Source organism: Filimonas zeae, assembly GCF_014641615.1.
GTDB classification, from domain to species: Bacteria; Bacteroidota; Bacteroidia; order Chitinophagales; family Chitinophagaceae; genus Filimonas; species Filimonas zeae.
The window spans coordinates 450,003-471,636 of sequence record NZ_BMIB01000004.1 but is presented as its reverse complement, the minus strand read 5'-3'; the positions used below and the strand labels follow the sequence as shown (position 1 = coordinate 471,636).

The window sequence follows — 21,634 nt, the reverse complement described above, 5'->3', positions numbered from 1 at the left end:
AAAATAGCCCGAAACAAAACATCAGTATCATGAAAAAGATTCTTGTCGGAATTTTCAGCCTTCTTCTGATTCAAAAAACACAGGCCCAGAGCCTGGAAAAACTGCAATGGTTTAATGAACCCGAAAAGTGGAGTATTAAAAACAATGCGCTAAGTATGTTTGTAACTCCCCAGAGCGATTACTGGCGTATTTCACATTATGGTTTTACGGTAGATGATGCTCCGTTTTACTATGGTACTTACGGAGGTGAATTTGAAGCCAAAGTGAAAATAACCGGTGAGTATAAAGCCCGCTTTGACCAGATGGGGTTAATGATACGTATTGACCAGGAGAACTACATTAAGGCGGGTATTGAGTTTGTAGATGGGAAGTATAATCTTAGCACCGTAGTTACACATAAAACCAGCGACTGGAGTGTAATTACACTGGATAAAACGCCTGCCTTTGTATGGATTAAAGCTGTAAGAAGACTGGATGCTGTGGAAGTGTTCTATTCTTTTGATGATAAAGAGTATATCATGATGCGCAATGCACACCTGCAGGATAATACACCCGCTATGGTAGGTTTAATGGCTGCATGCCCGGATGGTAACGGCTTCAACGCTACGTTTGAACAGTTTTCTGTTAAACACCTTCCCGATCAGCGCCGTTTAGACTGGTTAAAAAAGAATGCTTCAACAAACTAATGTACAACAGTAACAGGCTGTATCAACTTGATGCAGCCTGTTTTTTATCATTATGCCGGAACTGAAAATGCCTGCTGAACAAATTCAGAAAAGTCTTTCGCTTTACGGCCCAATGCTCTTTCCACATCATGGGTAACCGAGGCGTTTCTGCCATCCATTACCTGTGTAAACAAATAGCCGAGTAACGATATATACTCCTGTGGCACTCCATACGATTCCAGTTGTGCGGTGTATGCTTCTATACTGATCTGCTGGTAATGAATAGGATTTCCGCTGGCGGCAGCAATTTCCTGTACCGCTTCTTCAAACGTAAGCAGGCGGGGGCCTGTTACTTCATATATCTGTTGGGAGTGTTTATCATCTGTAAGTGCTGCTATTGCCACGGCTGCTATATCGTCTGCATCTATAAAAGGCTCTCCTACTGCCTGTACGGGAAGGGCTACAAACCCTGCCTGCACGGGTTCCAGTAAATGGCTTTCTGTAAAGTTTTGCATAAACCAGCTGGCTCTTACAATGGTCCAGTCTGCACCGCTCTGTATCACCATTTCTTCGCAGCGTTGTGCTTCCGGTTCGCCTCTGCCCGAAAGTAGTACCAGTTTTTCAACGCCGGCGGCCACGGCTACCTGTGCAAAAGCGGCTATGGCTTCATCAGCACCTGGTACCGACAGGTCGGGTTGAAAGGTGATGTACACAGCCGGGGTATTTTGTACAACGGCAGGCCAGGTGTTTGGGTCGTTCCATTCAAACGGAATGTCTGCTTTACGTGAGCCCATGCGTACCGGGTAACCCAGTTGTTGTAATCCGGCTGCTACGCGGCTTCCTGTTTTGCCGGTACTGCCCAGTACCAGGATATCTTTTGCAGATTGTGTTTTCATACTATTCTGTTTTTATAACACAAAACTCTGCACGAAAGGCGGCGGGAAATAGAATGAAACCGACAATCTGAAAGCGGCTGTCGATTGATTAATACAGAGAAGGACAGCCGGGAAGCTGGCGGTAAAAATCCAGTGGCGTAGTGTGGGTAAACTTTTTAAACTGACGGATGAAATGCGATTGGTCGGCATAGCCGCTTTCGTAAGCAATATCTGAAAGGCGGGAGAACCGGCCGGCGCGCAATTGTTTTAAGGCTGCCTGAAACTGTGCAATGCCGCTGTACAGGCGCGGTGAAATGCCCACATGCTGCTCAAACCTTCTTTCAAAAGTGCGCTCTGTTACATTCAACTCCCGTTGCAGGTCTTTTAGCGATGCCTGGCCGTTCAGCTGCATAATACGGCTGGTTGCATAGTGCATGCCTTTGTCTGGCGGTGTATTGTTTTTTTCAATCAGCTTTTCCAGATAGTAAAACAATAGCTCTGCCTGTTGTTGCGGGGAAGTGATGTTCCAAAGCTGTTCATTTAAATGAATTCTGGGTACAGAAGGCAGCAGACTAAGGTCTATACATTCGTCTGTTAATTCTTTTGCCGGCGACCGGAATATGGAAGGCATTACGTGCGAATGGAAAAGCAAACCCAGTAAGCGGGAAGGCTGCGTGGTACTAAGGGTAAGCGGTGCTACGGTTTGCCCAAACAGAAAGGTGGGGGCCAGTTTGCGGGTATGGGTGCCTCCGGCAGTCATACCCGCATCTCCTGCTGAGTGCTGGAAAATGATACCGGTGGCTCCATCTGCAAACACAGGTATTACATGGGCCGATGCACTTTCTACATACCATACCTGTGCCACATAGGGCTTTAGCTTTTCCGGTATAGAAATGTGTGTGGGCGCTTGCATAATCTGTCAGGTCTCTGCTTAAAGTTAAAGAAAACTTTAAGCAGACAACAGCGGATAGGTGTCAGATATATGAACGGCAAAAAATGGGTTTATTGTATCCATCTGGCCTTGCAGACTGTTTAACAAAGTGTGTTGCTACAGTTTAAACACCCGGGAGCCATGGGTTTCTGTTAACAGCAACGATTTGCCGTTTGGGTGCGGGTGTATGAACTGAATGTTAACAAACAGGGCGTACTGTAAGCGTAAGCGGCAGAATACCGGCGTTTGAAATGAGTATATTTGATCATACTCCTGTGCATGCACTTATGCAGCGGGTATGCTTTTAACTGACCTTACATGCTGATAGAAGAAATTATAAACGGAATACTTCCGCTGCCACCTTTAGCCCGGCAGCGGCTGGAAGCCTGTGTAACGGAAGTGGCTTACGCCAAAGGGCATATTCTGCTGCAGGCCAATAAGGTAGAGCGGGCCATGTATTTTATTAAAAAGGGCATTGTGCGCGCTTACTCAGAATACGGGGATAACGAAATTACCTTCTGGTTTGGCAAAGAGGGCGATCCGGTGCTGAGCATGAAAAGTTATGTGGCGAAAGACAGGGGGTATGAGGATATTGAATTGCTGGAAGATTGTGCGCTGTATGAAATTCAGACCTCCCAGCTGGAGCAGCTGTTTGGTGAGGATATTCATATTGCCAACTGGGGCAGGCGGCTGGCCGAAAAGGAACTGATGAAAACGGAGGAGCGCTTTATATCCCGCCAGTGCAGAACTGCCACCGAACGATACAAAGAGTTGATACAGGAAAGTCCGCATTTGCTACAGCGCGTGCAACTGGGGCATATAGCCTCTTACCTGGGCATTACACAGGTAAGCCTGAGCAGAATACGGGCCGAAATACGATAATTTTTATCATTTGTAAAATTTTACCCCGCCTGGCTTTGCGAAATTTGCACCCTAAACAAACAGAATATGAGTTGGGTGTATTTAATTATAGCCGGTTTATTTGAAGTGGCTTTTGCCTCCTGCCTGGGCAAGGCCCAGGCTGCCACCGGCAGTGCGGTGTATATGTGGTATACAGGCTTTGTGGTGGCATTAACTGCCAGTATGCTGTTGCTGATGAAAGCCGTACAGCAGCTGCCTATAGGAACGGCGTATGCAGTGTGGACGGGCATTGGTGCCGTTGGTACGGCGTTGGTAGGTATTCTTGTGTTTAAAGAACCGGTACACTTCTGGCGTGTGTTTTTTATTATCACCCTTATCGGTTCGGTGGTAGGCTTAAAAGCAGTTTCGCATTAGTGCGAAGCTGCTACTGCACTACGCAGGCCCCCTCTGCCATTTCTTTTCCGGTATACTTCCGTTTATGCCAGGCACCCCAGCGCGAAATGCATTGCAGCATAGGCTGCAGCTCCAGTCCATCTTCTGTTAAAGAATACTCTACCCGCGGGGGAACTTCCGCATATACTTCTCTTTTTATCAGCCCATCTTTTTCCAGCTCTTTCAACTGTTGCGACAGCATACGTTCCGATACCAGCGGCATCAGCTTGCGCAGCTCGCTAAACCGTTGTTTTCCATTCAGTAATATGTGCAGTATAGTGGGCTTCCAGCGGCCTCCCAGAATAGTGAGGGCATAAGCAGTAGCACACACATCGCTTAATGTGTTTTCGTTCAAACTATTGGTAGAGGTTTCCTTTCGCATAGCTTACTTTTTTGTAAGCACCTTACAATCAGGTGCCGGTATACGGGAGCAAAGATGGTAAATTAATTTGCACGCATAAATAATAAAAGATGTCAACAGTAAACAAAAGGGTAGCCCTGGTAACAGGTGGAAGCCGCGGAATTGGAGCGGCTATAGTAAGAAGACTGGCAGCAGATGGAATGGCAGTGGCGTTTACTTATGTAAAAAGTGCAGAAAAAGCGCAGCAGCTGGTGAGTGAGCTGGAGCAGAAAGGTAGCCAGGTGCTGGCTATACAGGCCGATGTAGCCAGTGCGGCAGATATGGTGGCAGCCACAGAAAAAGCGGCCGCGCATTTTGGTACTATTCACGTACTGGTAAACAATGCGGGTGTAGCAGTATCCAAACCTTATGCCGACTATACGCAGGAAGATTATAACTACATCATGACTGTAAACGTGCAGGCTCCGTTTTTTACCACGCAGGCCGTATTGAAGCAAATGCCTGACGGAGGCCGGATTATAAATATAGGTAGCTGCCTGGCAGACAGGGTGCCAGGTGCAGGAATAACCCTATATGCCATGAGTAAATCTGCGCTTACAGCGTATACAAAGGGATTGGCGCGTGATCTGGGGCCAAGGAATATTACCGTGAATCTGGTGCAGCCCGGTTCTACAGATACAGATATGAATCCTGCTGATGGTCCGGCCGCAGATTTTCAACGGAATCAGATGGCTATTCCCCGCTATGGTAAAGGAGCGGATATTGCTTCTCTGGTGGCATGGGTAGCCAGCGAAGAATCTGGTTTTGTAAACGGTGCCGCTTTAACCATTGATGGTGGTGGTAATGCTTAATAACTGAATAAACTATCACCGAAGGATAAGAACCGGTAAGTTTTGTAACGAAGGTTGCTTAACACTTTGATAATATCATTATCTGTCTGGATTTACTCAATTTGTGCTGTCAGATCAATCAGGTCTGTACGGTAGGAATAAATCAAAACCGATGATATATACTAGCACGCAATTAGTAAAAATGTTGTTGCCTGTAACACTTGTTACTTACATTGGCAATGTGGCTATGGCAGCACCCCTTGGTGGCGACACTTTATCCAGCCGCCACAACAATAGAATTCACCTGATGAAAGAACCGGCTATTGATGTACAGGCGCATCGTGGAGGCACCGGACTGATGCCGGAGAATACGGTAGCTTCTATGTTAAACGCAGTAAAGCTGGGTGTGAAAACGCTGGAGCTGGATTGCAGTATTACGGCCGACAAAAAAGTAGTGGTTTCGCACGACCCGTATATGAGTGCCGATATTATGCTGAAACCAGATGGCTCGCCCATTAGCAAGGAAGAGGAAAAGGGGCTTGCCATTTATAAAATGCCTTACGATAGCGTACGCAGCTATCAGGCAGGTGTTAAACCGCACCCGGTTCATCAGCAGCAGGCGCATGTAAAAACGTATAAGCCTTTGCTGTCAGAACTGATAGATAGTGTGGAGGCGTACGTAAAAGCCAACCACCTGAAGCCGGTATGTTATAATATGGAAACCAAGTGTATGCCGCAGTACGACAACGTATTTCATCCGGCGCCAGACGAGTTTGTAAAGCTGGTGATGGAAGTGTTGAAGGAAAAGGGGATACAAAACAGGGTGATTATTCAGTCGTTTGATGTGCGCACGCTGCAGATTTTACATAAACACTATCCGGCTATGCAAACCTCCCTGCTGGTGTATGGGCAGGATAGTTTTGAAACCCAGATTAACAAACTGGGCTTTTACCCTACTACTTACAGCCCTTATTTTTCGCTGGTAACGCCAGAGCTGGTTAAAGCGGCACATACCAATCATGTAACCGTGTTGCCCTGGACAGTGAATAAAGAAGAAGATATGAAACAGATGGCTACCTATGGTGTAGATGGTATTATTTCCGATTACCCCGATAAGCTTATTGGGTTGTTTGGCAATTATCAGCGTCCATAAGTTTTCACTGATAATTATGTAACGGCCATCTCTGTTCCCCCTGGAGATGGCCGTTTTTATTTCCTTTACAATTTGTTAATCCTGGCAAAATAAATACCCGTTGTAGTTTTGGCCTTTGAATGATTATTTGCCATTGAATTGCTAATACGTACCCTGCTGTATCCGTAATTCAAATGCAATGCACAATGGAGATTATTGAGGCTGTTAAGAATGGTGATTCAAACGCATTTTCCATGGTCTTTGATCAGTTGCACGGAAAAGTGTTTGGCTTTTTCATGAAACGGACACAGAATAACCGCGAACTATCTAAAGAGTTATCGCAGCTTACCTATATTAAACTATGGCAATCGCGCCACACGCTTTCTCTTTCTCATTCCATAGACAAGCAGCTGTTTGTAATGGCTAAATATACCCTTATTGATTATATACGGGGTGAGGCGCGGGCGGCCAAACCGAAGGAGGCAATGCTGCAGAAAGCAGAAGCCATGGCTGAAATGAGCAGTTCTTTGTTTGAAGGAAAAGACTATGTTATGGCCAGCCTGAAACAACTGCCTCCAACACGTAAAAAAATATTACAGCTGAAAATGCTGAATGGGTACTCCAACAAAGAAATAGCCGCTCTGCTTTCTATATCGGTGAAAACTGTGGAAGACCATATTACCAAGGCTTTGAACGAACTGCGTACTACCACCACACTCTCTGTTCCCTTTCTTCTTTTTCTGGTGCTGGAACAGGCGTTATAGCGCACTATGTTAACAAATTGTTTCCAACAGGGGTAAACGTACGCAACCGGCGTACTCTTTATGTACTACATGACAAAGCAGCGGATGGACATATCGGAGGAGTTATTGGAAAGGTTTTTTAAGCGTACCTGCACAGCTGAAGAAGCCACAGCAGTATCAGATTATCTGTATGAATATCCGCACGTGCTGGATGCCTGGTTTGAACAGGAGTGGGAGGAGGCGCCGCAACCGCTTACTGCGGAAGAGTATGTAAGTATGTTACAGGGTATACGCGGCAGCACAGTAGTGCGCGCCGTACGCATGCGCTGGCTGCGCACAGCGGGCATTGCCGCGGCGGCAGCAGTACTTATGGTGGTGTGCGGTAAAGTATGGCAGCAACAGCAGGCTCAACAGCATGCAGCATTATCAGCCGCTGCTGCACAAAAGCCAAAAAAGTGGGAGTTGCGAACCAACACTTACGGCCGTGTAATGCAGTTGCGTTTGCAGGAAGATGCAGTGGCACAGTTACAGCCCGGAGCGGTAATACGTTTTCAGCGGCAGGCAGATGAGAGTGTACGTGAAGTGCACATGTGTGGTAATATACGCTACAAGGTAGCGGGCAACAGGTTGCGTGCTTTTACAGTATATGCGGGTAACGTGGCTACTACAGTGCTGGGTACTGAGTTTAATGTAAAGGAAGACAGTATGAGTATTACGGTAACGCTGTATGAAGGAAAGGTAATGGTAAAGCCGGTAACGCCAACAGGAGAGTGGCAACAACCGGTATACCTGAAGCCGGGCCAGTCGCTGGTGTTTAACAAAAGCAGCAGCATAGCAAAGCTGTTAAAAACGCCGGCAGATAAAGTAAATCACAGGCAACAACTGATGGAAGAAGATACCATTGATCTTTCGCCCGTAAACATTACCGGAAGTGGTTATAGCTTCCGCAACCAGCCTTTAAAAGATGTGTTTGCAACGCTGGAACAGTTGTATAGTGTACAGATTGATTATAAAGGAGCAGATTTGAAAAACGTGTATTTTATAGGAAGTTTTGAAAAAACAGATTCAATAGAAACGATACTGAATAATATAGTCCTTTTGAAAGAGCTGCAGATTCAACATAAGGGCAATACTTATATCATCACCGGAAAATCCCGTTAAAAGACAAGAACAGAAGTGTAAAAACGCTGTAAAAGCAGCGGGCGGACTTCTATTGCCTGAACTATATACTACATACATATGATGCACAGAAGACTACTGAAACGCCAGCTGATGCTGTGGCTGGCGGTTTTTTTATCGCTGCCGGCAATACTGTTTGCCCAGCAGAGCAGCAGCGTATCCGGCGTGGTACGCAACGAAAAGGGCGATCCTTTGCCGGGCGCTACTATTTCTTTAAAAAATACAAAAACACAATTTGTTGCCGGTGCTGTAAGCGACAGTATGGGCGTGTTTAACTTTAAAAAACTACCGGCAGGCGGGCCTTATTCCTTCAGCGTATCTGCTATTGGTTACGAGCAGCAGTCGCTGGGTGGTTATCAGTTAAAACCCGATGCTACTGTGCTGCTTACTTTAAAGCTTAACACCCAGGCCGGTAACCTTACCGATGTGGTGGTGGTGGGGTATGGTACCCAAAAGCGCGAAAACCTTACCGGTGCAGTGGCGCAGGTAAAAGGCGATGTGCTGGATAACCGTACCTTATCTAACGCCAGCCAGGGTTTGCAGGGCGTAATTCCTAACCTGAACCTGGTAATGGGTGATGGTAAGCCTATTCAGAGCCCGGTGTTTAACGTACGGGGTAACACTTCTATTGGCCAGGGTGGTAATGCGCTGGTGCTGATTGATGGGGTACAGGGCGATCCCAGTTTGTTAAACCCCAACGATATTGCTTCGGTAACCGTGCTGAAAGATGCCTCTTCTGCTGCCATCTATGGTGCAAGAGCTGCCTATGGTGTGGTGCTTATTACCACTAAAACACCCGGAAAAGATAAAGTTTCCATTACCTATTCTGCCAACTATGCCAGCAAACAGCCTACCGTAGTGCCGGATATTGTTTCAAACGGATACACGTATGCCAAATATTTCAGTGAGGCCTGGAGTGGCTGGAACGATTATTCGCAAACCGCACAAAATATCAACAAAACACAAACGTTTTCTGCCGCTTATCTGGAAGAGTATAAACGCCGCGATGCAGATCCCTCCCTGCCTAAAACAGAAATTGGTGCCAACGGCAACTATGTATACTATGGCAATACCAACTGGTTTGATCTGTTGTATAAAAAGAAACTGGGCGCGGTAGATCAGAATTTGTCTGTATCTGGCAGCAGCGGCAAAACCAGCTTTTATGTAACCGGCCGCTATTACAATCAGAATGGTTTGTTCCGTTATAACAGCGATGACTATCATATGTATAACCTCATGGCTAAAGGAACTATTCAGGTAGCTCCCTGGTTACAGATATATAATACCACACAGTTCACCAGCCGTTTTTACCACAACCCGCTGAACGTGGGTGAGGGTGGCAGCATCTGGGCTAACATGGGCGCAGAAGGGCACCCTTCTTCCATGCTGTTTAACCCCGATGGCACCCTTACTTTTTCAGCTGCTTATACGGTAGGTGATTTTGTATATGGCAAAAACGGCGTTAACCTTACCGATCAGGTAATTAAAAACACGGCTGGTTTTGTAGCCAAAGTGTTTAAGAATAACCTGCGTGTAAAAGGTGATCTTACTTTTCAGAACACCAGCGCTAACCAAACGCAGATACGTGTACCCGTGCCGTACAGCGTTACACCAGGTGTAATTGCTTATGTGGGTACCAGCTATAATGATATTACGGTTTCGAGAGATCAGACCAATTACCTGGCCACCAACATTTATGCGGAGTATGAAAACAACTTTGGCCACGATCATTATTTTAAAGCGTTGGCGGGTTATAACTACGAGCAGAGTGTTTACAATGGTTACAAAACCACCCGCAACGGTTTAATCTACAGCGGCGCTACCGATCTTAACCTGGCGTTGGGGCAAAGCTTTTCTACAGCCGGTGGGTACGAGAAGTGGGCTATACTGGGTGGTTTTTACCGCTTAAACTATGCGTTTAAAGATCGTTACCTGCTGGAGGTGAATGGCCGCTATGATGGTTCTTCCAAGTTCCCTTCCAATCAGCGCTATGGCTTTTTCCCCTCTGCTTCTGCAGGATGGCGGGTATCGAAAGAAAACTTCTGGCATGTATCGCCCCGTATAGTATCTGATGTTAAAATAAGAGGTTCTTATGGTTCGCTGGGTAACGGTAATATAGCCGCCTATGCTTATCAGGATAAATTCAGCATTGCCCAGTCGGGCCGTGTATTAAATGGAGTACTGCCACAGACTACTTCTGTGCCGGGTGTACTGCCCGATGGGCTTACCTGGGAAACAGCCACCACTGCCGATCTGGGTTTAGACCTTGTATTCCTGAGCAGCCGCCTTACGTTTACCGGTGATATTTATCAACGTAAAACCAAAGATATGTTTACCGTAGGGCAAACACTGCCGGCTGTATTTGGTGCTACCGTACCCAAGGGTAACTATGCAGATATGACCACCAAAGGCTGGGAGGTTTCTATTGCCTGGAAAGATGAGTTTACTGTTGCAGGTAAACCCTTCCATTATAACGTTGGTGCATGGGTGAGCGATTATACGGCTACGGTTGATAAGTTTAACAACGCTACCGGATCATTAAGTTCTGACTATTATTACGCGGGCCAGAAGCTGGGTGAAATATGGGGTTATGTGAATGATGGGTACTGGACCAGTAAAGATGATCTTACCAAAGCCAAAGCGTTTCAGCCGCTGTTTAAACCTTCTAACGGCGGTAACTGGCTGCCGGGCGATCTGAAGTTTAAAGATCTGGATGGCAACGGTGTAGTTAACAATGGCGACAATACGATTTACAAGCCGGGTGACAGAACCATTATAGGTAACTCCACTCCACGTTATTCCTATGGTGTTACCCTGGGTGGTGAATACAGTGGCTTTTTTGTAAATCTGTTTTTTCAGGGTGTGGGCAGGCAGGATTGGTGGCCCGGTTCAGAAGCTGCTATTTTCTGGGGCCAGTATAACAGACCTTACCAGTACCTGTTTCATTCACAGATTGATAATATCTGGTCGGAAAGTAACCCTAATGCTTACTTTCCGCGTTACAGGGGATATGTGGCGCAGAACGGTTCGGGCGAATTATGGAATGCCCAGTCTAAGTACATTCAGAATGTACGCTATCTGCGGCTGAAGAATGCACAGATTGGTTATAACCTGCCGCACAGCCTTATTTCCAAAGCGCACCTGAATGCCGCACGTATTTATGTATCTGGTGAAAATCTTTTCTCTGTATCACCGCTGTATAAACATACCAAAGCAATGGATGTGGAAGGTATTGGTAAATCAGATGCTATTCTTACCACTTCCAACAGCGGTAACGGTAATAACTATCCTATTCTGAAAAGTGTATCCATTGGTATGTCTGTTACCTTTTAATTGATTCAACAGTAAAAACAGTTTATGCGCATTACTATAAAACAGCCGGCTTTACTGGTAGCCCTTGCAGGGTTGCTGTTTACTGCCTGTACTAAAAACCTGGAGCAGACGCCTGTAAGCACTGCCGATAAAAATGCCGTGTTTGGCAGTGAGGATGGTTTAAAGTTGTATACCAATTCCTTTTACAACATGCTGCCCGATATTAATACCCCATTCCGGACAGACTGTAATTTGTCTGATTATGGTGCGGTTACCTCTGTGCCGGATTATCTGTACCCCGGCTCCTTTTCTTCCCGCCAGAGTACGGGCTGGACATGGACAGACCTGCGTAATATCAACTACTTTATTGTAAACTGTAACAACCCCGCTGTTTCGCAGGCGGTTAGAGAAAATTACATAGGACTGGCCCGTTTTTTTCGTGCCTACTTCTACTTTGAAAAAGTAAAGCGCTTTGGTAATGTACCCTGGTACAACACCCCGTTGGCCGTAAACGACAGCGCTTTGTATAAAGGCCGCGACCCGCGTACGCTTATCATGGATTCTGTAGTGGCCGATCTGGATTATGCAGCATCGCACCTTACGGTAACAGACGATCAAACCCGCAGCCTGATTACCAAATGGGTGGTGCTGGGTTATAAATCGCGCATCTGTTTGTTTGAAGGCACTTTCCGTAAGTACCAGACTAAGTGGGAACTGCAGTCTACCGCTACTAAATTTTTACAGGCAGCGGCAGATGCGGCAAAGCAGGTAATGGAAAGCGGCAGGTTCTCGCTCAATACCTCAGCCGGTAATATGAGTTACAGAAACCTGTTTATAAGCACTGCACCTGTTGCGGCAGAAATAATGCTGGCAAACGTTACCAGCACTTCACTGGCTAAATACAACGATGCTAACTGGTATTTTACCAGCGCCACTTACGGCCCGCGTTTCAGCTTTACCCGTACGTTTATTAATACTTATCTGAAACTGGATGGAACGCCGTTTACCAGCGAGGCCGGATATAAAACAAAGGTATTTGTGGATGAAGTGAAGGGCCGTGACCTGCGTTTGCAGCAAACCATCAGAACCGGCGATTACAAGCGTATTAACAGCGGTACTGCCGTTGCTGCGCCGCCAGTGTTTTCTTATACTTATACCGGCTACCAGCCTATTAAATGGTGTTTGGACGATATGTATTACGATGCGGGTGCTTTAAACATTAACTCCGTGGCGCTGATGCGTTATGCCGAAATGCTGCTGAACTATGCAGAAGCGCAGGCAGAGCTGGGGGTAATTACTGCCAGTGACTGGACGACAACCATAGGCGCGCTGCGCAGCCGGGCTGGTATTACGGGTGGTTTGAACGCGTTACCTACGGTAGTGGATACCTACCTGAAAGAGAATTATTATACGGATATTACCAACCCGGTAATTATGGAAATAAGAAGGGAGCGGGGTATTGAGCTTACGCTGGAAGGTTTTCGTTTTGCTGACCTGATACGCTGGAAGCATGGCGAACTGCTGAAGCAAACCTGGAATGGTATGTATATACCTGCCCTGGATACGCCGATGGATTTGAATGGAGATGGCAAAATGGATGTGTATTTTTACACTACTGCGCCTGCCAACCAGGATAAAACCATTACTTACATCAACGTTTCGGCCGATCCGCAACGTTTAACCAACGGCACTTCCGGTGAACTGTTGTGGTTGAATAACGGTGTGCGTGAGTGGGCTGATTATAAATATATTTATCCGATTCCGTACGCTGATCTGCAACTGAATCCGAAACTTGGACAAAACCCCGACTGGAATTAATATGAAGCATTTACTCATTGCCGCATGTACATGGTTATGTGTACCTGCGGTATTTGCCCAGCAAAAGATAAAGCATGTGGTATTAATTACCATAGATGGCTTTCGACCCGATTTTTATCTGGAGCCAGGTTGGAATACTCCCCATTTACGCGCTATGATGCAGGAGGGTACACATGCAAAAGGGGTAAACAGTGTGTTCCCTTCCATGACCTATCCTTCGCATACAGCAATTGTAACCGGTGTGCAACCTGCTACGCATGGTATTTACTATAACGATTTGTATGATGAAACCGGTAAGGGAAAAGGGAATTACTGGAAAGACTCTTCTATTCAGGTGCCTACCTTATGGAGTGTGTTGCACAACAGAGGCATGAAAGTAGCTTCTCTGTACTGGCCGGTATCTGCCGGTGCGCCGGTGGATTATAATATACCGGATATTGGTGGCAGGGGAGAGGCCGTACGGGATGCGTATACCAAACCAGCCGGTTTTATTGAAACGGTTAAGAAGGATGTGTTTAACGGAGATAAAGTAAGCGCTGGTAAAGACCAGAACACGGCACGCATTGCTGCCTGGATTATTGAGAAAGATGCACCTGCTTATATGAACATGCACCTGTTTTCGGTAGACCATGCTGAGCATGTGCAGGGCCGCAATGGCGAAATGGTAAAGGAAGCTATTGCAGATGCAGACGAAGCCGTTGCTATTGTACGGGAAGCACTGGTGAAGAAAGGTATATGGGATAGCTCTATGCTGATTGTAACCGGCGACCATGGTTTTGTAGATGTACATACCACGGTAAACCCCAATGCCTGGCTGAAACAGGCGGGGCTGCTGAACGACCGGGAACATGGCGACTGGAAAGCGCAGTTTTATTATTCCGGCGGTTCTGCCTGGCTATATCTGAAACAGCCGGGTGACCATAAAACGTTGAACGCTGTAAAAAAGATATTGGCAAACCTGCCAGATAGCAGTAAGCGTTATATAAGAATGATTGACAGAAAGCAGCTGGATAAAGCAAAAGCTAACCCTGAAGTGGTGCTGGCACTTACTGCAGAACAGAACGCTGCTTTTGGTGGTAAACCGGAAGAGGCTGCTGTTAAACCAGGTAAAGGCGGCACCCATGGTTACTTTCCTGATTTCAGAGAAATACGTACGGGCTTTCTGGTAGTAGCCCCCGGCGTAAAAGCCGGAGGTGTTATACAAGAAATGAATCTGCGTGATATTGCCCCTATTGTAGCCAGGGCGCTTCAGATTTCTTTCCCTACAGCGGAAGGGAAAGTGCCGGATGGTTTATTTGAGTAGTATAAAGAAAAACAGTTTCTTCATGGCCGCAGATTTTTCTGTGGCCATTGTTTTTTATGCAGTTACCAGTTTTAAAACCATCAGGAAACTTTTTATTAGTGTCAGTGGAACACCTGTTTAAAAACGGTTTTGCAACAATCTTTATTAGTGCATATCTGAAAAAATATTTCGCTATTCTCTTTTTCTTTTTAATTTGGTAGTGCCATTAAACGATTATTGCCATTTCTTCACGTCATGCACATGCTATCCGAAAAACTGACAAGGGCTGCCGTTAACGTAGCTGAAAACGACGATCAGTCTGCGTTTCAGGAGTTGTTCCGGCATTTCTTTCCAGGCTTACTGTCCTTTGCAGAATCTTATATGAAGAACAGAATGCTGGCAGAGGAAGTGGTGGAAGACGTGTTTGTAAAACTGTGGGAGAACCGTAAAATGTTGCCCGCCATTAAGAATCTTAATTATTATTTGTACGTGGCTGCCAAACACGGGGCAATTAATTGCCTGGAAAAGAACAGGCGTAAAGGTTTTAGTTTTTCCATTGATGACCTGGAAGAAGAAGCGCTGCATTTTAACCGTACACCGGAAGATCTGATGATTTCTGAACAGGTTTTGCGCGAAATTGAGCATATGATTAACTCCCTGCCGCCCAAATGTCGCCTTATTTTTCGCCTGGTAAAAGAAGAAGGCCTGCGTTATAAAGAGGTAGCGGAGTTACTGAATATTACAGCCAAAACAGTTGAAAATCAGATGACTATTGCGTTGCAAAAACTCGCTGTCCAGTCTGCCCACCTGCTGCCCATTACCCGTTTACGCCGCCAGTAAAAAATAATTTCAAAAAATATTCACATTCTTTTGGGGGAAGCGCTTAAAAAAACTGCCTTATGTTATAGCAGGTAGTTTTATATGACGCAAAACCATTTAGCAGCGCTTATTGCCAAAAAAAAAGCCGGAGAAATATCCCCTTCGGAACTGATAGAGCTGAATGCTTTGTTGAAGGCAGATGCTGATGCGCAGCAAACACTGGACAAGGTAGATGCTATATGGAACATACCGCTGGAAAATGCATATGTACAGGAAGAATATGTAACAGAACGTTGGAATGCATTAAGCAACCGGCTTTTTGAAACAGCGGTGCCGGAAGTGTTACCTCGCAAACGTTCTGGTATAGTACGTAAGCTGGTACTGTATACCGCTGCTGCCGCCTGTTTAACAGCAGTAGTAACAGGCAGCATATGGTTATGGAATTATTATCATTGCCCGGCTGCACCCAAGCAGAATATTGTTTCTACCAAAAACGGATCAAAGTCTAAAATAGAATTGCCTGATGGAACGCAGGTATGGCTGAATAGCGGCAGCCAGCTGATATATAACGATGCTTACGGCAAAGAACTGCGCGAGATACATTTATCAGGGGAAGCTTTTTTTGATGTAGCCAAAGATGCGGAACATCCGTTTATCATCCACGCCAACGAACTGGACATAAAAGTGCTGGGTACTGCTTTTAATGTAAGAGCTTATCCTGACGATAAACGCACAGAAGCCGCGCTGATAAGGGGGTTGATAGAAGTGTCTTTTAAAGGCAGGCCTTCTGACAGGTTGTACCTGAAGCCCAACGAAAAAATTTCTGTAATGAACGGCGAAATGCTGAAAACAGAAATACAGGAAAAGCCAGAGATTGCCGTTACACAGGCGCCGTTACGCAGCCAGGAAGAACCACTGATTTCTTTTTCTAAAGTAACCGGCCAGTCGCCTGCTGACAGTACTATACCCGAAACTGCCTGGATAAAAAACAAACTGATATTCCGGAACAAAAGCTTTGAAGAGCTGGCGAAGGATATGGAGCGTTGGTATAATGTAAGCTTTAACTGTAAAGACAGTGCTTTATTGCAAAAGCATTTTACCGGTTCTTTTTATCATGAAACAGTAAGTGAAGCGCTTGAAATATTGAAGCTATCCTATCCCTTTCATTACACTCTGGACAAGAATAAAAACACTATTGTGATTGAATAAGCTTTTCTGATACGCCATATTGATTATTCTATAAAACCACAAACGATTGCTATGAGTACCTCTACGTAGTTATAACACTATGCAAACAGAAACGGGAAATGCGTCAACATTCCCCGTTTTGAAAACAGTTTATAAAGGCCACGCTCTTTTTGGAAGGAGGGATGTGACCTCTATTGTCTAAACCGTAATCAAAACTAAATTATGAAAAAAAATGAACTGGAATGTGCTTTTTCCAGGAAAAGCATGTTGTGGAAAATAACTGTGCTTATGAAGTTGACTGTATTACTAACACTGGTTTTTTGTTTAAATGCGTCTGCTAAACTCCACTCCCAGAACACCGTAAGCCTTAAGGTAAAAAAAATGCCGCTGAATAAGGTGTTACTGGAAATAGAACAAAAAACAGATTATCGCTTTTTATTTAACAACGAATCGTTACCTGCCGATAGGGTAATTGATCTGGATATTAAAGACGAGCAGATAAGCAAAGTACTGGATAAGATACTGGCTAACACATCGCTGTCGTATAAAATTATAGACGAGCATGTAATTGTAATTATGTCTGCCGAATCCAGAAAAGATAAGGTGAAGGGCCGTATACTGGATAGCAAGGGACAACCTGTACAGGGTGTTTCTGTGGTAGAGAAGGGTACGGCAAATGGTGCTGTTACCAATGCGGAGGGCTGGGTAAGCCTGAACGTGAATGATGCAGCTACGGCGGTGCTTGAGGTGAAGGCCCTGAACTACCAGATGATAGAATATGCCTTACAGGGAAAAGCTGAATTTGCTGTAACCCTGAAAGATGCGGTAGCTGGCCTGGATGAGATTGTGGTAATTGGTTATGGTTCTCAGCGCAGAAGCAGTGTAACAGCAGCAGTATCTTCTGTAAAATCAGATGTAATTGCCACCACTTCTGCCGGCCGTATAGATCAGGCTTTGCAGGGCAGAACGCCGGGTGTGGCAGTGGTGCCTGCTTCCGGCTCACCAGGTAGTGCTATTAAAATTAATATCCGTGGCGTAGGTACCAATGGCTCCGGCGATCCGCTGTATATTATTGATGGGGTAAGGGCTGGTGGTATTGAATATCTTGACCCCTCTGAAATTGCCAGCGTAGATGTGCTGAAAGATGCCTCTGCCGCTATTTATGGTATGGATGGTGCCAATGGCGTAATTATCATTACTACCAAAACCGGTAAAAAGAATTCTTCTGAAGTTACTTATAACATGCAGTATGCCCGCCAGTCGGTAGGTAAAAGAATGGAGATGATGAATGCGAAGCAATATCAGGAGTACCTGACTGCTGCCGGTACATCAGGCGCCCCTACAGCGGCGGCGGCCGCTGCCGCAGGCGAAGGTACCCGCTGGATGGATGAAGTGTTTAAGAATGCACCGCTGATGCGACATACACTGGGTTTTAGCGGTGGTTCAGATAAAAGTACTTACCTGATTGATGGTACCTATTTTACGCAGAATGGTATTATAGGGGGCGACAAAGCACGCTTTGACCGTTACACGGTAAGGGTAAATACAGAAAACAAGGTAAAGCCCTGGCTTACCATTGGTGAACGACTTTCTTACGCCAACTTTAAAAGAAACGGTATTGCGGAAGATGATGAGTTTGGCTCTGTGTTAAGCAGTGCTATTGTGCTTGATCCGCTTACACCTGTTGTGTATCCTGGTGCTCCTAATCAGCGCGGTCTGGATGCACTGGCCGCAGGCAATACCTTGATAAAAGATCCTTCCGGCCGTTATTATGGTCTTTCTGATTATATTTTCGGTGAATACGGTAACCCTTTGGCGATGCTGCAGAATACACATAGTAGTGTTACCCAGAATAAGGTAGTGGGTAATGTTTATGTAAATATTGAGCCTGTGAAAGACCTGGTGTTTACCTCCCGCTATGGTATTGATGCCGCTTTTCAGAAGCAGCACAGCTGGACGCCTACTTTCTGGTTTTCTACCGAAAAGTTGAATACACTGGCCGGTGGTGCCGATAAGCAGGATAACTGGTTTACCTGGCAGTGGGAAAACTTTGCTACCTATACCCGTAAGTTTGGCAACCACAACGTAAGCCTGCTGGGTGGTACAAGTATGCGCAAGGTAACCTGGAATTATGTAGGCGGTTCTTACTCCGGCCTGTTCCGCGAAACAGATGGCTTTTCTTATGGTGATAATGCGCCGGATGTACAGGACAGAATCGGAAGCAGTGCTACCATTACTACCCAGGCTTCTTTTTATGGCAGGGTAAGTTATGATTACAGGGGCAGGTATCTGTTACAGGCACTGGTAAGAAGAGATGCTTCTTCTGACTTTGCAGCCGGCCATAAATGGGCCACCTTCCCGTTCTTTTCTGCGGGTTGGGTAATATCTAACGAAAGTTTTTATGGAGGTATAGCTGATGTGGTTAGTTACGCCAAGCTGCGTGCCAGCTGGGGCCGTAATGGCAGCAGTTTAAACGTAGGTCCTGGAAAATGGCAGAATTCTATTTCCACATCGCCTCCCGGCTACGCCAATGCTTTGGGTACTTATTTGATTGGTGCAGCACCTACCAACCTGCCAAACCCGGATCTTACCTGGGAAATAAGTCAGCAGGCTGACTTTGGACTGGACCTGGCTTTTCTGGACAATAAGCTGAACGTTACAGTAGATTACTATAACAAGAAAACCAAGAACCTGATTACACCTGGTGGCGGCATTACCCCGTTGTTTGCCGGTAATACGCTGAACCTGGTAAACAGTGGAGATGTGCTGAACAGAGGCTGGGAGTTTGATGTAAGCTACAAAGGCGGCCGCAACAATGGCTTCCGCTACGAAGTAGGTGGTAACCTGTCTACCATTCATAATGAAGTATTATCTATTAACCGTTTTGTAAACCAGATTAATGGTGCCGGTGTAGGTACGGGCTGGACTGCTTCTATATTTAAGCCTGGTTATCCGATATGGTTCTTTAATGGTTATAAAACAGACGGTACATTCCAGAATCAGGCACAGATTAATGATTACCTGAATAAAACCGGTATTACAGGTTATACGCCCAAACCCGGAGAGCCGATTGTGCTGGATTATAACGGCGATAAGCAGATAAGCCCTGCAGACCAGACTTATATGGGCAGCCCGCTTCCAAAATTTGTATATGGTTTTCGTGTAAACCTGGCGTATAAAGGCTTTGATGTAATTGCCTTTTTACAGGGCCAGCATGGCAATGATATTCTGATGGGCTTTAACCGTACAGACCGCCCTACTGCCAACAAGCCGGTATTTTTTTACGACAGGCGCTGGACAGGAGAGGGCAGCACCAATACCTGGTTTGCACCTAACACCAGCAGTGTATACGTGTACAACAGCGACAAAATGGTTTTCAAAGGTTCCTATGCCCGCGTGCGTCAGTTGCAGCTGGGCTATACCCTGCCAAAGTCGCTGGCAGACCGTGCTTCTATTCACAATGTGCGCATTTATGTTTCACTGGATGACTTTTTCACCTTTACCAATTATCCGGGTCTGGACCCCGAAGCAGGCAGTAATGATAACAACAGCCTGGGTATTGACAGAGGTGTATATCCTATTCCCAGAAAAGCAATGGTGGGCCTTACATTAAGCTTTTAATTGAAATTTTTTAAACAAAGAGAAATGAAAAACTTAATTATAAAGAAAGCGATGGTAGCTGCCGGATTTTCTGCGTTGGTTGCCGCAGCTGGTTGCAACAAATTTCTGGAACAGCCGGTGAACGGCATATTACCTGAAGATGAGTTTTACAAAACTGATGCAGATGCCATACAGGCCACTACCGGTGTGTATGATATGATGCAGACGGATTACAATACCGTATGGGGTAGCCTGTATATGGTAAAGCTGATGCTGAGTGATGAAAGTAATGCTGCCGGTTCGGGGCCTGGCGATCAGCCCGGCTATCAGGATCTGGATAAATTCAGGCACGACAGCCAGAATGAAAAGGTGTACTGGACCTGGCGTATGTGTTATTACACCATTTACCGGGCTAACAAAGTAATTGCCAAGGTTACACCGGATAACGACCTGCGGAAAAGGTTGATTGCGGAAGCCAAAACATTACGTGCTTATAATTATCTGGATCTGGTTTCTCTGTGGGGAGATGTGCCGCTGGTATTAACCGATATAGCACCGGCTGAGTATACCAAAGTAACCCGTTCAGCAAAAGACCTTGTGTACGCACAGATTGTAAAAGATTTACAGGAAGCAATACCCGTATTACCTGTAAAAAGCGGATATGCTGCCGGCGACCGTTTCCGTGCTTCCAAAGGCATGGCACAGGCGGTGTTGGGTAAAGCTTATCTGTACCAGAAAAAATGGACAGAAGCGGCTGCACAGTTTGAACTGGTGATAAACTCTAAGGAGTATGATCTGGCACCCTCTGTTGCCAGTGTATTTTCCAAAGCGGGCGAGTTTGGAATAGAATCTCTTTTTGAGCTATCGTACGATGGGGCACAGGCGTATGACTGGGGTAACTTTCCCTGGGGTGCCCGTCCGGAAAGTAATATTCATATTCAGCTGATGGGGCCACGTGCCGATTATTATACCAAAGCGCCCGGCGATTCCCTGCTTTCTGGCTGGGGTTTTAATCTGCCTAAGAAAAAACTATATGATGCCTATAAAGCTGCCAACGATTCTTTCAGAAGAGTAGCCAGCGTTATGTCTACCACAGAACTGAAAGCAGCGGGGGGTAACTGGACTGCGCCGGATGCGTATGATTATGAAGGCTATTTTCAGCGCAAATACGGCTCCTTTTCCAATCAGGCCAATTCTTCCGGTAGCGCTATTCCCGAATTAAATTACGGCACCAACTGGCGGCTGATCCGTTATGCCGATGTGCTGCTGATGGCGGCAGAAGCGCAATACCGCGCCGGGGCTGAAGGCACCAGCCAAACTTATCTGAATAGAGTGAGAAACCGGTCTGGCCTGGGTTCTATTACACCTTCGGGTCCGGCACTGTTCAGCGCCATCGTTACAGAACGTCAACTGGAACTGGCTTTTGAGGGCTTCCGCTTTATTGATCTGGTACGGTGGGATCTGGCCGATCAGGAACTGAAAGCGCTGGGCTTTAGAAAAGGTAAACACGAGTTGTTGCCTATTCCCGATCAGGATGTAAAAACTGCTGGTTTAAAACAGAATGATCTTTATTAATTTTATGCAGAGGTATGGTGTGTTTGTGAAT

Annotated in this window: 17 protein-coding genes; 14 read left to right on the top strand and 3 right to left on the bottom strand. The window is 45.9% G+C overall.

Translation table 11 applies throughout. The annotated features are described in order from the left end of the window. Positions 1-29 precede the first annotated feature (29 nt). Complete coding sequence (locus IEY13_RS20500) at positions 30-686, top strand: DUF1349 domain-containing protein (RefSeq protein WP_188955720.1); 657 nt, start codon at positions 30-32, stop codon at positions 684-686. A 50-nt stretch (positions 687-736) separates the two neighbouring features. Here IEY13_RS20500 and IEY13_RS20495 read toward each other — a convergent pair whose 3' ends face one another. Both IEY13_RS20495 and IEY13_RS20490 read right to left on the bottom strand, forming a co-directional pair. After that, the gene (locus IEY13_RS20495; RefSeq protein ID WP_188955718.1) at positions 737-1,561 is read right to left on the bottom strand and encodes an NmrA family NAD(P)-binding protein; all 825 of its coding nucleotides are present in this window, start codon (positions 1,559-1,561) and stop codon (positions 737-739) included. Between the two features lie 88 nt (positions 1,562-1,649). After that, positions 1,650-2,453 (bottom strand): helix-turn-helix domain-containing protein, encoded by an 804-nt coding sequence (locus tag IEY13_RS20490; protein ID WP_188955716.1) that lies wholly within the window; start codon positions 2,451-2,453, stop codon positions 1,650-1,652. A 336-nt stretch (positions 2,454-2,789) separates the two neighbouring features. Between IEY13_RS20490 and IEY13_RS20485 the strand changes: the two genes are divergently transcribed. Both IEY13_RS20485 and IEY13_RS20480 read left to right on the top strand, forming a co-directional pair. Beyond that, entirely contained in the window at positions 2,790-3,353 is a 564-nt protein-coding gene (locus tag IEY13_RS20485) for a Crp/Fnr family transcriptional regulator (RefSeq protein ID WP_188955714.1), read from the top strand. Positions 3,354-3,419: 66 nt separating this feature from the next. Continuing rightward, on the top strand, positions 3,420-3,746 hold the full coding sequence (locus tag IEY13_RS20480; protein WP_188955712.1) for a DMT family transporter: 327 nt from the start codon (positions 3,420-3,422) through the stop codon (positions 3,744-3,746). A 10-nt stretch (positions 3,747-3,756) separates the two neighbouring features. Here the strand turns inward: IEY13_RS20480 and IEY13_RS20475 are convergent, their stop codons facing one another. Continuing rightward, the gene (locus tag IEY13_RS20475) at positions 3,757-4,146 is read right to left on the bottom strand and encodes a winged helix-turn-helix transcriptional regulator (protein ID WP_188955710.1); all 390 of its coding nucleotides are present in this window, start codon (positions 4,144-4,146) and stop codon (positions 3,757-3,759) included. A gap of 89 nt (positions 4,147-4,235) precedes the next feature. Here IEY13_RS20475 and IEY13_RS20470 point away from each other — a divergent pair, with 89 nt between their 5' ends. From IEY13_RS20470 to IEY13_RS20420, 11 genes are all read left to right on the top strand, one after another. After that, positions 4,236-4,976, top strand: coding sequence for a 3-oxoacyl-ACP reductase family protein (locus tag IEY13_RS20470; RefSeq protein WP_188955708.1), 741 nt, complete (start codon positions 4,236-4,238; stop codon positions 4,974-4,976). A 151-nt stretch (positions 4,977-5,127) separates the two neighbouring features. Next, on the top strand, positions 5,128-6,108 hold the full coding sequence (locus IEY13_RS20465) for a glycerophosphodiester phosphodiesterase family protein (RefSeq protein ID WP_229687935.1): 981 nt from the start codon (positions 5,128-5,130) through the stop codon (positions 6,106-6,108). Between the two features lie 173 nt (positions 6,109-6,281). Continuing rightward, positions 6,282-6,851 (top strand): RNA polymerase sigma factor, encoded by a 570-nt coding sequence (locus IEY13_RS20460; RefSeq protein WP_308421181.1) that lies wholly within the window; start codon positions 6,282-6,284, stop codon positions 6,849-6,851. 69 nt (positions 6,852-6,920) lie between these two features. After that, a complete protein-coding gene (locus tag IEY13_RS20455) occupies positions 6,921-7,991 on the top strand; it encodes a FecR family protein (RefSeq protein WP_188955704.1) in 1,071 nt (356 codons plus the stop codon). Between the two features lie 78 nt (positions 7,992-8,069). Further along, positions 8,070-11,342: a SusC/RagA family TonB-linked outer membrane protein gene (locus IEY13_RS20450; RefSeq protein WP_188955702.1), complete on the top strand. Its 3,273-nt coding sequence runs from the start codon at positions 8,070-8,072 to the stop codon at positions 11,340-11,342. Between the two features lie 24 nt (positions 11,343-11,366). Continuing rightward, the gene (locus IEY13_RS20445; protein WP_188955700.1) at positions 11,367-13,139 is read left to right on the top strand and encodes a RagB/SusD family nutrient uptake outer membrane protein; all 1,773 of its coding nucleotides are present in this window, start codon (positions 11,367-11,369) and stop codon (positions 13,137-13,139) included. Between the two features lies 1 nt (position 13,140). Next, complete coding sequence (locus tag IEY13_RS20440) at positions 13,141-14,442, top strand: alkaline phosphatase family protein (protein WP_188955698.1); 1,302 nt, start codon at positions 13,141-13,143, stop codon at positions 14,440-14,442. A 234-nt stretch (positions 14,443-14,676) separates the two neighbouring features. Beyond that, positions 14,677-15,261: an RNA polymerase sigma-70 factor gene (locus tag IEY13_RS20435; protein WP_188955695.1), complete on the top strand. Its 585-nt coding sequence runs from the start codon at positions 14,677-14,679 to the stop codon at positions 15,259-15,261. Positions 15,262-15,342: 81 nt separating this feature from the next. Beyond that, a complete protein-coding gene (locus tag IEY13_RS20430; protein WP_188955693.1) occupies positions 15,343-16,449 on the top strand; it encodes a FecR family protein in 1,107 nt (368 codons plus the stop codon). A gap of 267 nt (positions 16,450-16,716) precedes the next feature. Then, positions 16,717-20,049 (top strand): TonB-dependent receptor, encoded by a 3,333-nt coding sequence (locus IEY13_RS20425; protein WP_188955691.1) that lies wholly within the window; start codon positions 16,717-16,719, stop codon positions 20,047-20,049. A 24-nt stretch (positions 20,050-20,073) separates the two neighbouring features. Further along, positions 20,074-21,603 (top strand): RagB/SusD family nutrient uptake outer membrane protein, encoded by a 1,530-nt coding sequence (locus tag IEY13_RS20420; RefSeq protein WP_188955689.1) that lies wholly within the window; start codon positions 20,074-20,076, stop codon positions 21,601-21,603. Positions 21,604-21,634: the final 31 nt, after the last annotated feature.

What these genes read in the sequence shown, in the direction of transcription:
- IEY13_RS20485 (WP_188955714.1), top strand. Translation starts at nt 2,790, where the DNA reads ATGCTGATAGAAGAAATTATAAACGGAATACTTCCGCTGCCACCTTTA.
- IEY13_RS20420 (WP_188955689.1), top strand. Translation starts at nt 20,074, where the DNA reads ATGAAAAACTTAATTATAAAGAAAGCGATGGTAGCTGCCGGATTTTCT.
- IEY13_RS20495 (WP_188955718.1), bottom strand. Translation starts at nt 1,561, where the DNA reads ATGAAAACACAATCTGCAAAAGATATCCTGGTACTGGGCAGTACCGGC.
- IEY13_RS20435 (WP_188955695.1), top strand. Translation starts at nt 14,677, where the DNA reads ATGCACATGCTATCCGAAAAACTGACAAGGGCTGCCGTTAACGTAGCT.
- IEY13_RS20500 (WP_188955720.1), top strand. Translation starts at nt 30, where the DNA reads ATGAAAAAGATTCTTGTCGGAATTTTCAGCCTTCTTCTGATTCAAAAA.
- IEY13_RS20425 (WP_188955691.1), top strand. Translation starts at nt 16,717, where the DNA reads ATGAAGTTGACTGTATTACTAACACTGGTTTTTTGTTTAAATGCGTCT.
- IEY13_RS20455 (WP_188955704.1), top strand. Translation starts at nt 6,921, where the DNA reads ATGACAAAGCAGCGGATGGACATATCGGAGGAGTTATTGGAAAGGTTT.
- IEY13_RS20460 (WP_308421181.1), top strand. Translation starts at nt 6,282, where the DNA reads ATGCAATGCACAATGGAGATTATTGAGGCTGTTAAGAATGGTGATTCA.
- IEY13_RS20465 (WP_229687935.1), top strand. Translation starts at nt 5,128, where the DNA reads ATGATATATACTAGCACGCAATTAGTAAAAATGTTGTTGCCTGTAACA.
- IEY13_RS20490 (WP_188955716.1), bottom strand. Translation starts at nt 2,453, where the DNA reads ATGCAAGCGCCCACACACATTTCTATACCGGAAAAGCTAAAGCCCTAT.
- IEY13_RS20470 (WP_188955708.1), top strand. Translation starts at nt 4,236, where the DNA reads ATGTCAACAGTAAACAAAAGGGTAGCCCTGGTAACAGGTGGAAGCCGC.
- IEY13_RS20430 (WP_188955693.1), top strand. Translation starts at nt 15,343, where the DNA reads ATGACGCAAAACCATTTAGCAGCGCTTATTGCCAAAAAAAAAGCCGGA.
- IEY13_RS20450 (WP_188955702.1), top strand. Translation starts at nt 8,070, where the DNA reads ATGATGCACAGAAGACTACTGAAACGCCAGCTGATGCTGTGGCTGGCG.
- IEY13_RS20440 (WP_188955698.1), top strand. Translation starts at nt 13,141, where the DNA reads ATGAAGCATTTACTCATTGCCGCATGTACATGGTTATGTGTACCTGCG.
- IEY13_RS20475 (WP_188955710.1), bottom strand. Translation starts at nt 4,146, where the DNA reads ATGCGAAAGGAAACCTCTACCAATAGTTTGAACGAAAACACATTAAGC.
- IEY13_RS20480 (WP_188955712.1), top strand. Translation starts at nt 3,420, where the DNA reads ATGAGTTGGGTGTATTTAATTATAGCCGGTTTATTTGAAGTGGCTTTT.
- IEY13_RS20445 (WP_188955700.1), top strand. Translation starts at nt 11,367, where the DNA reads ATGCGCATTACTATAAAACAGCCGGCTTTACTGGTAGCCCTTGCAGGG.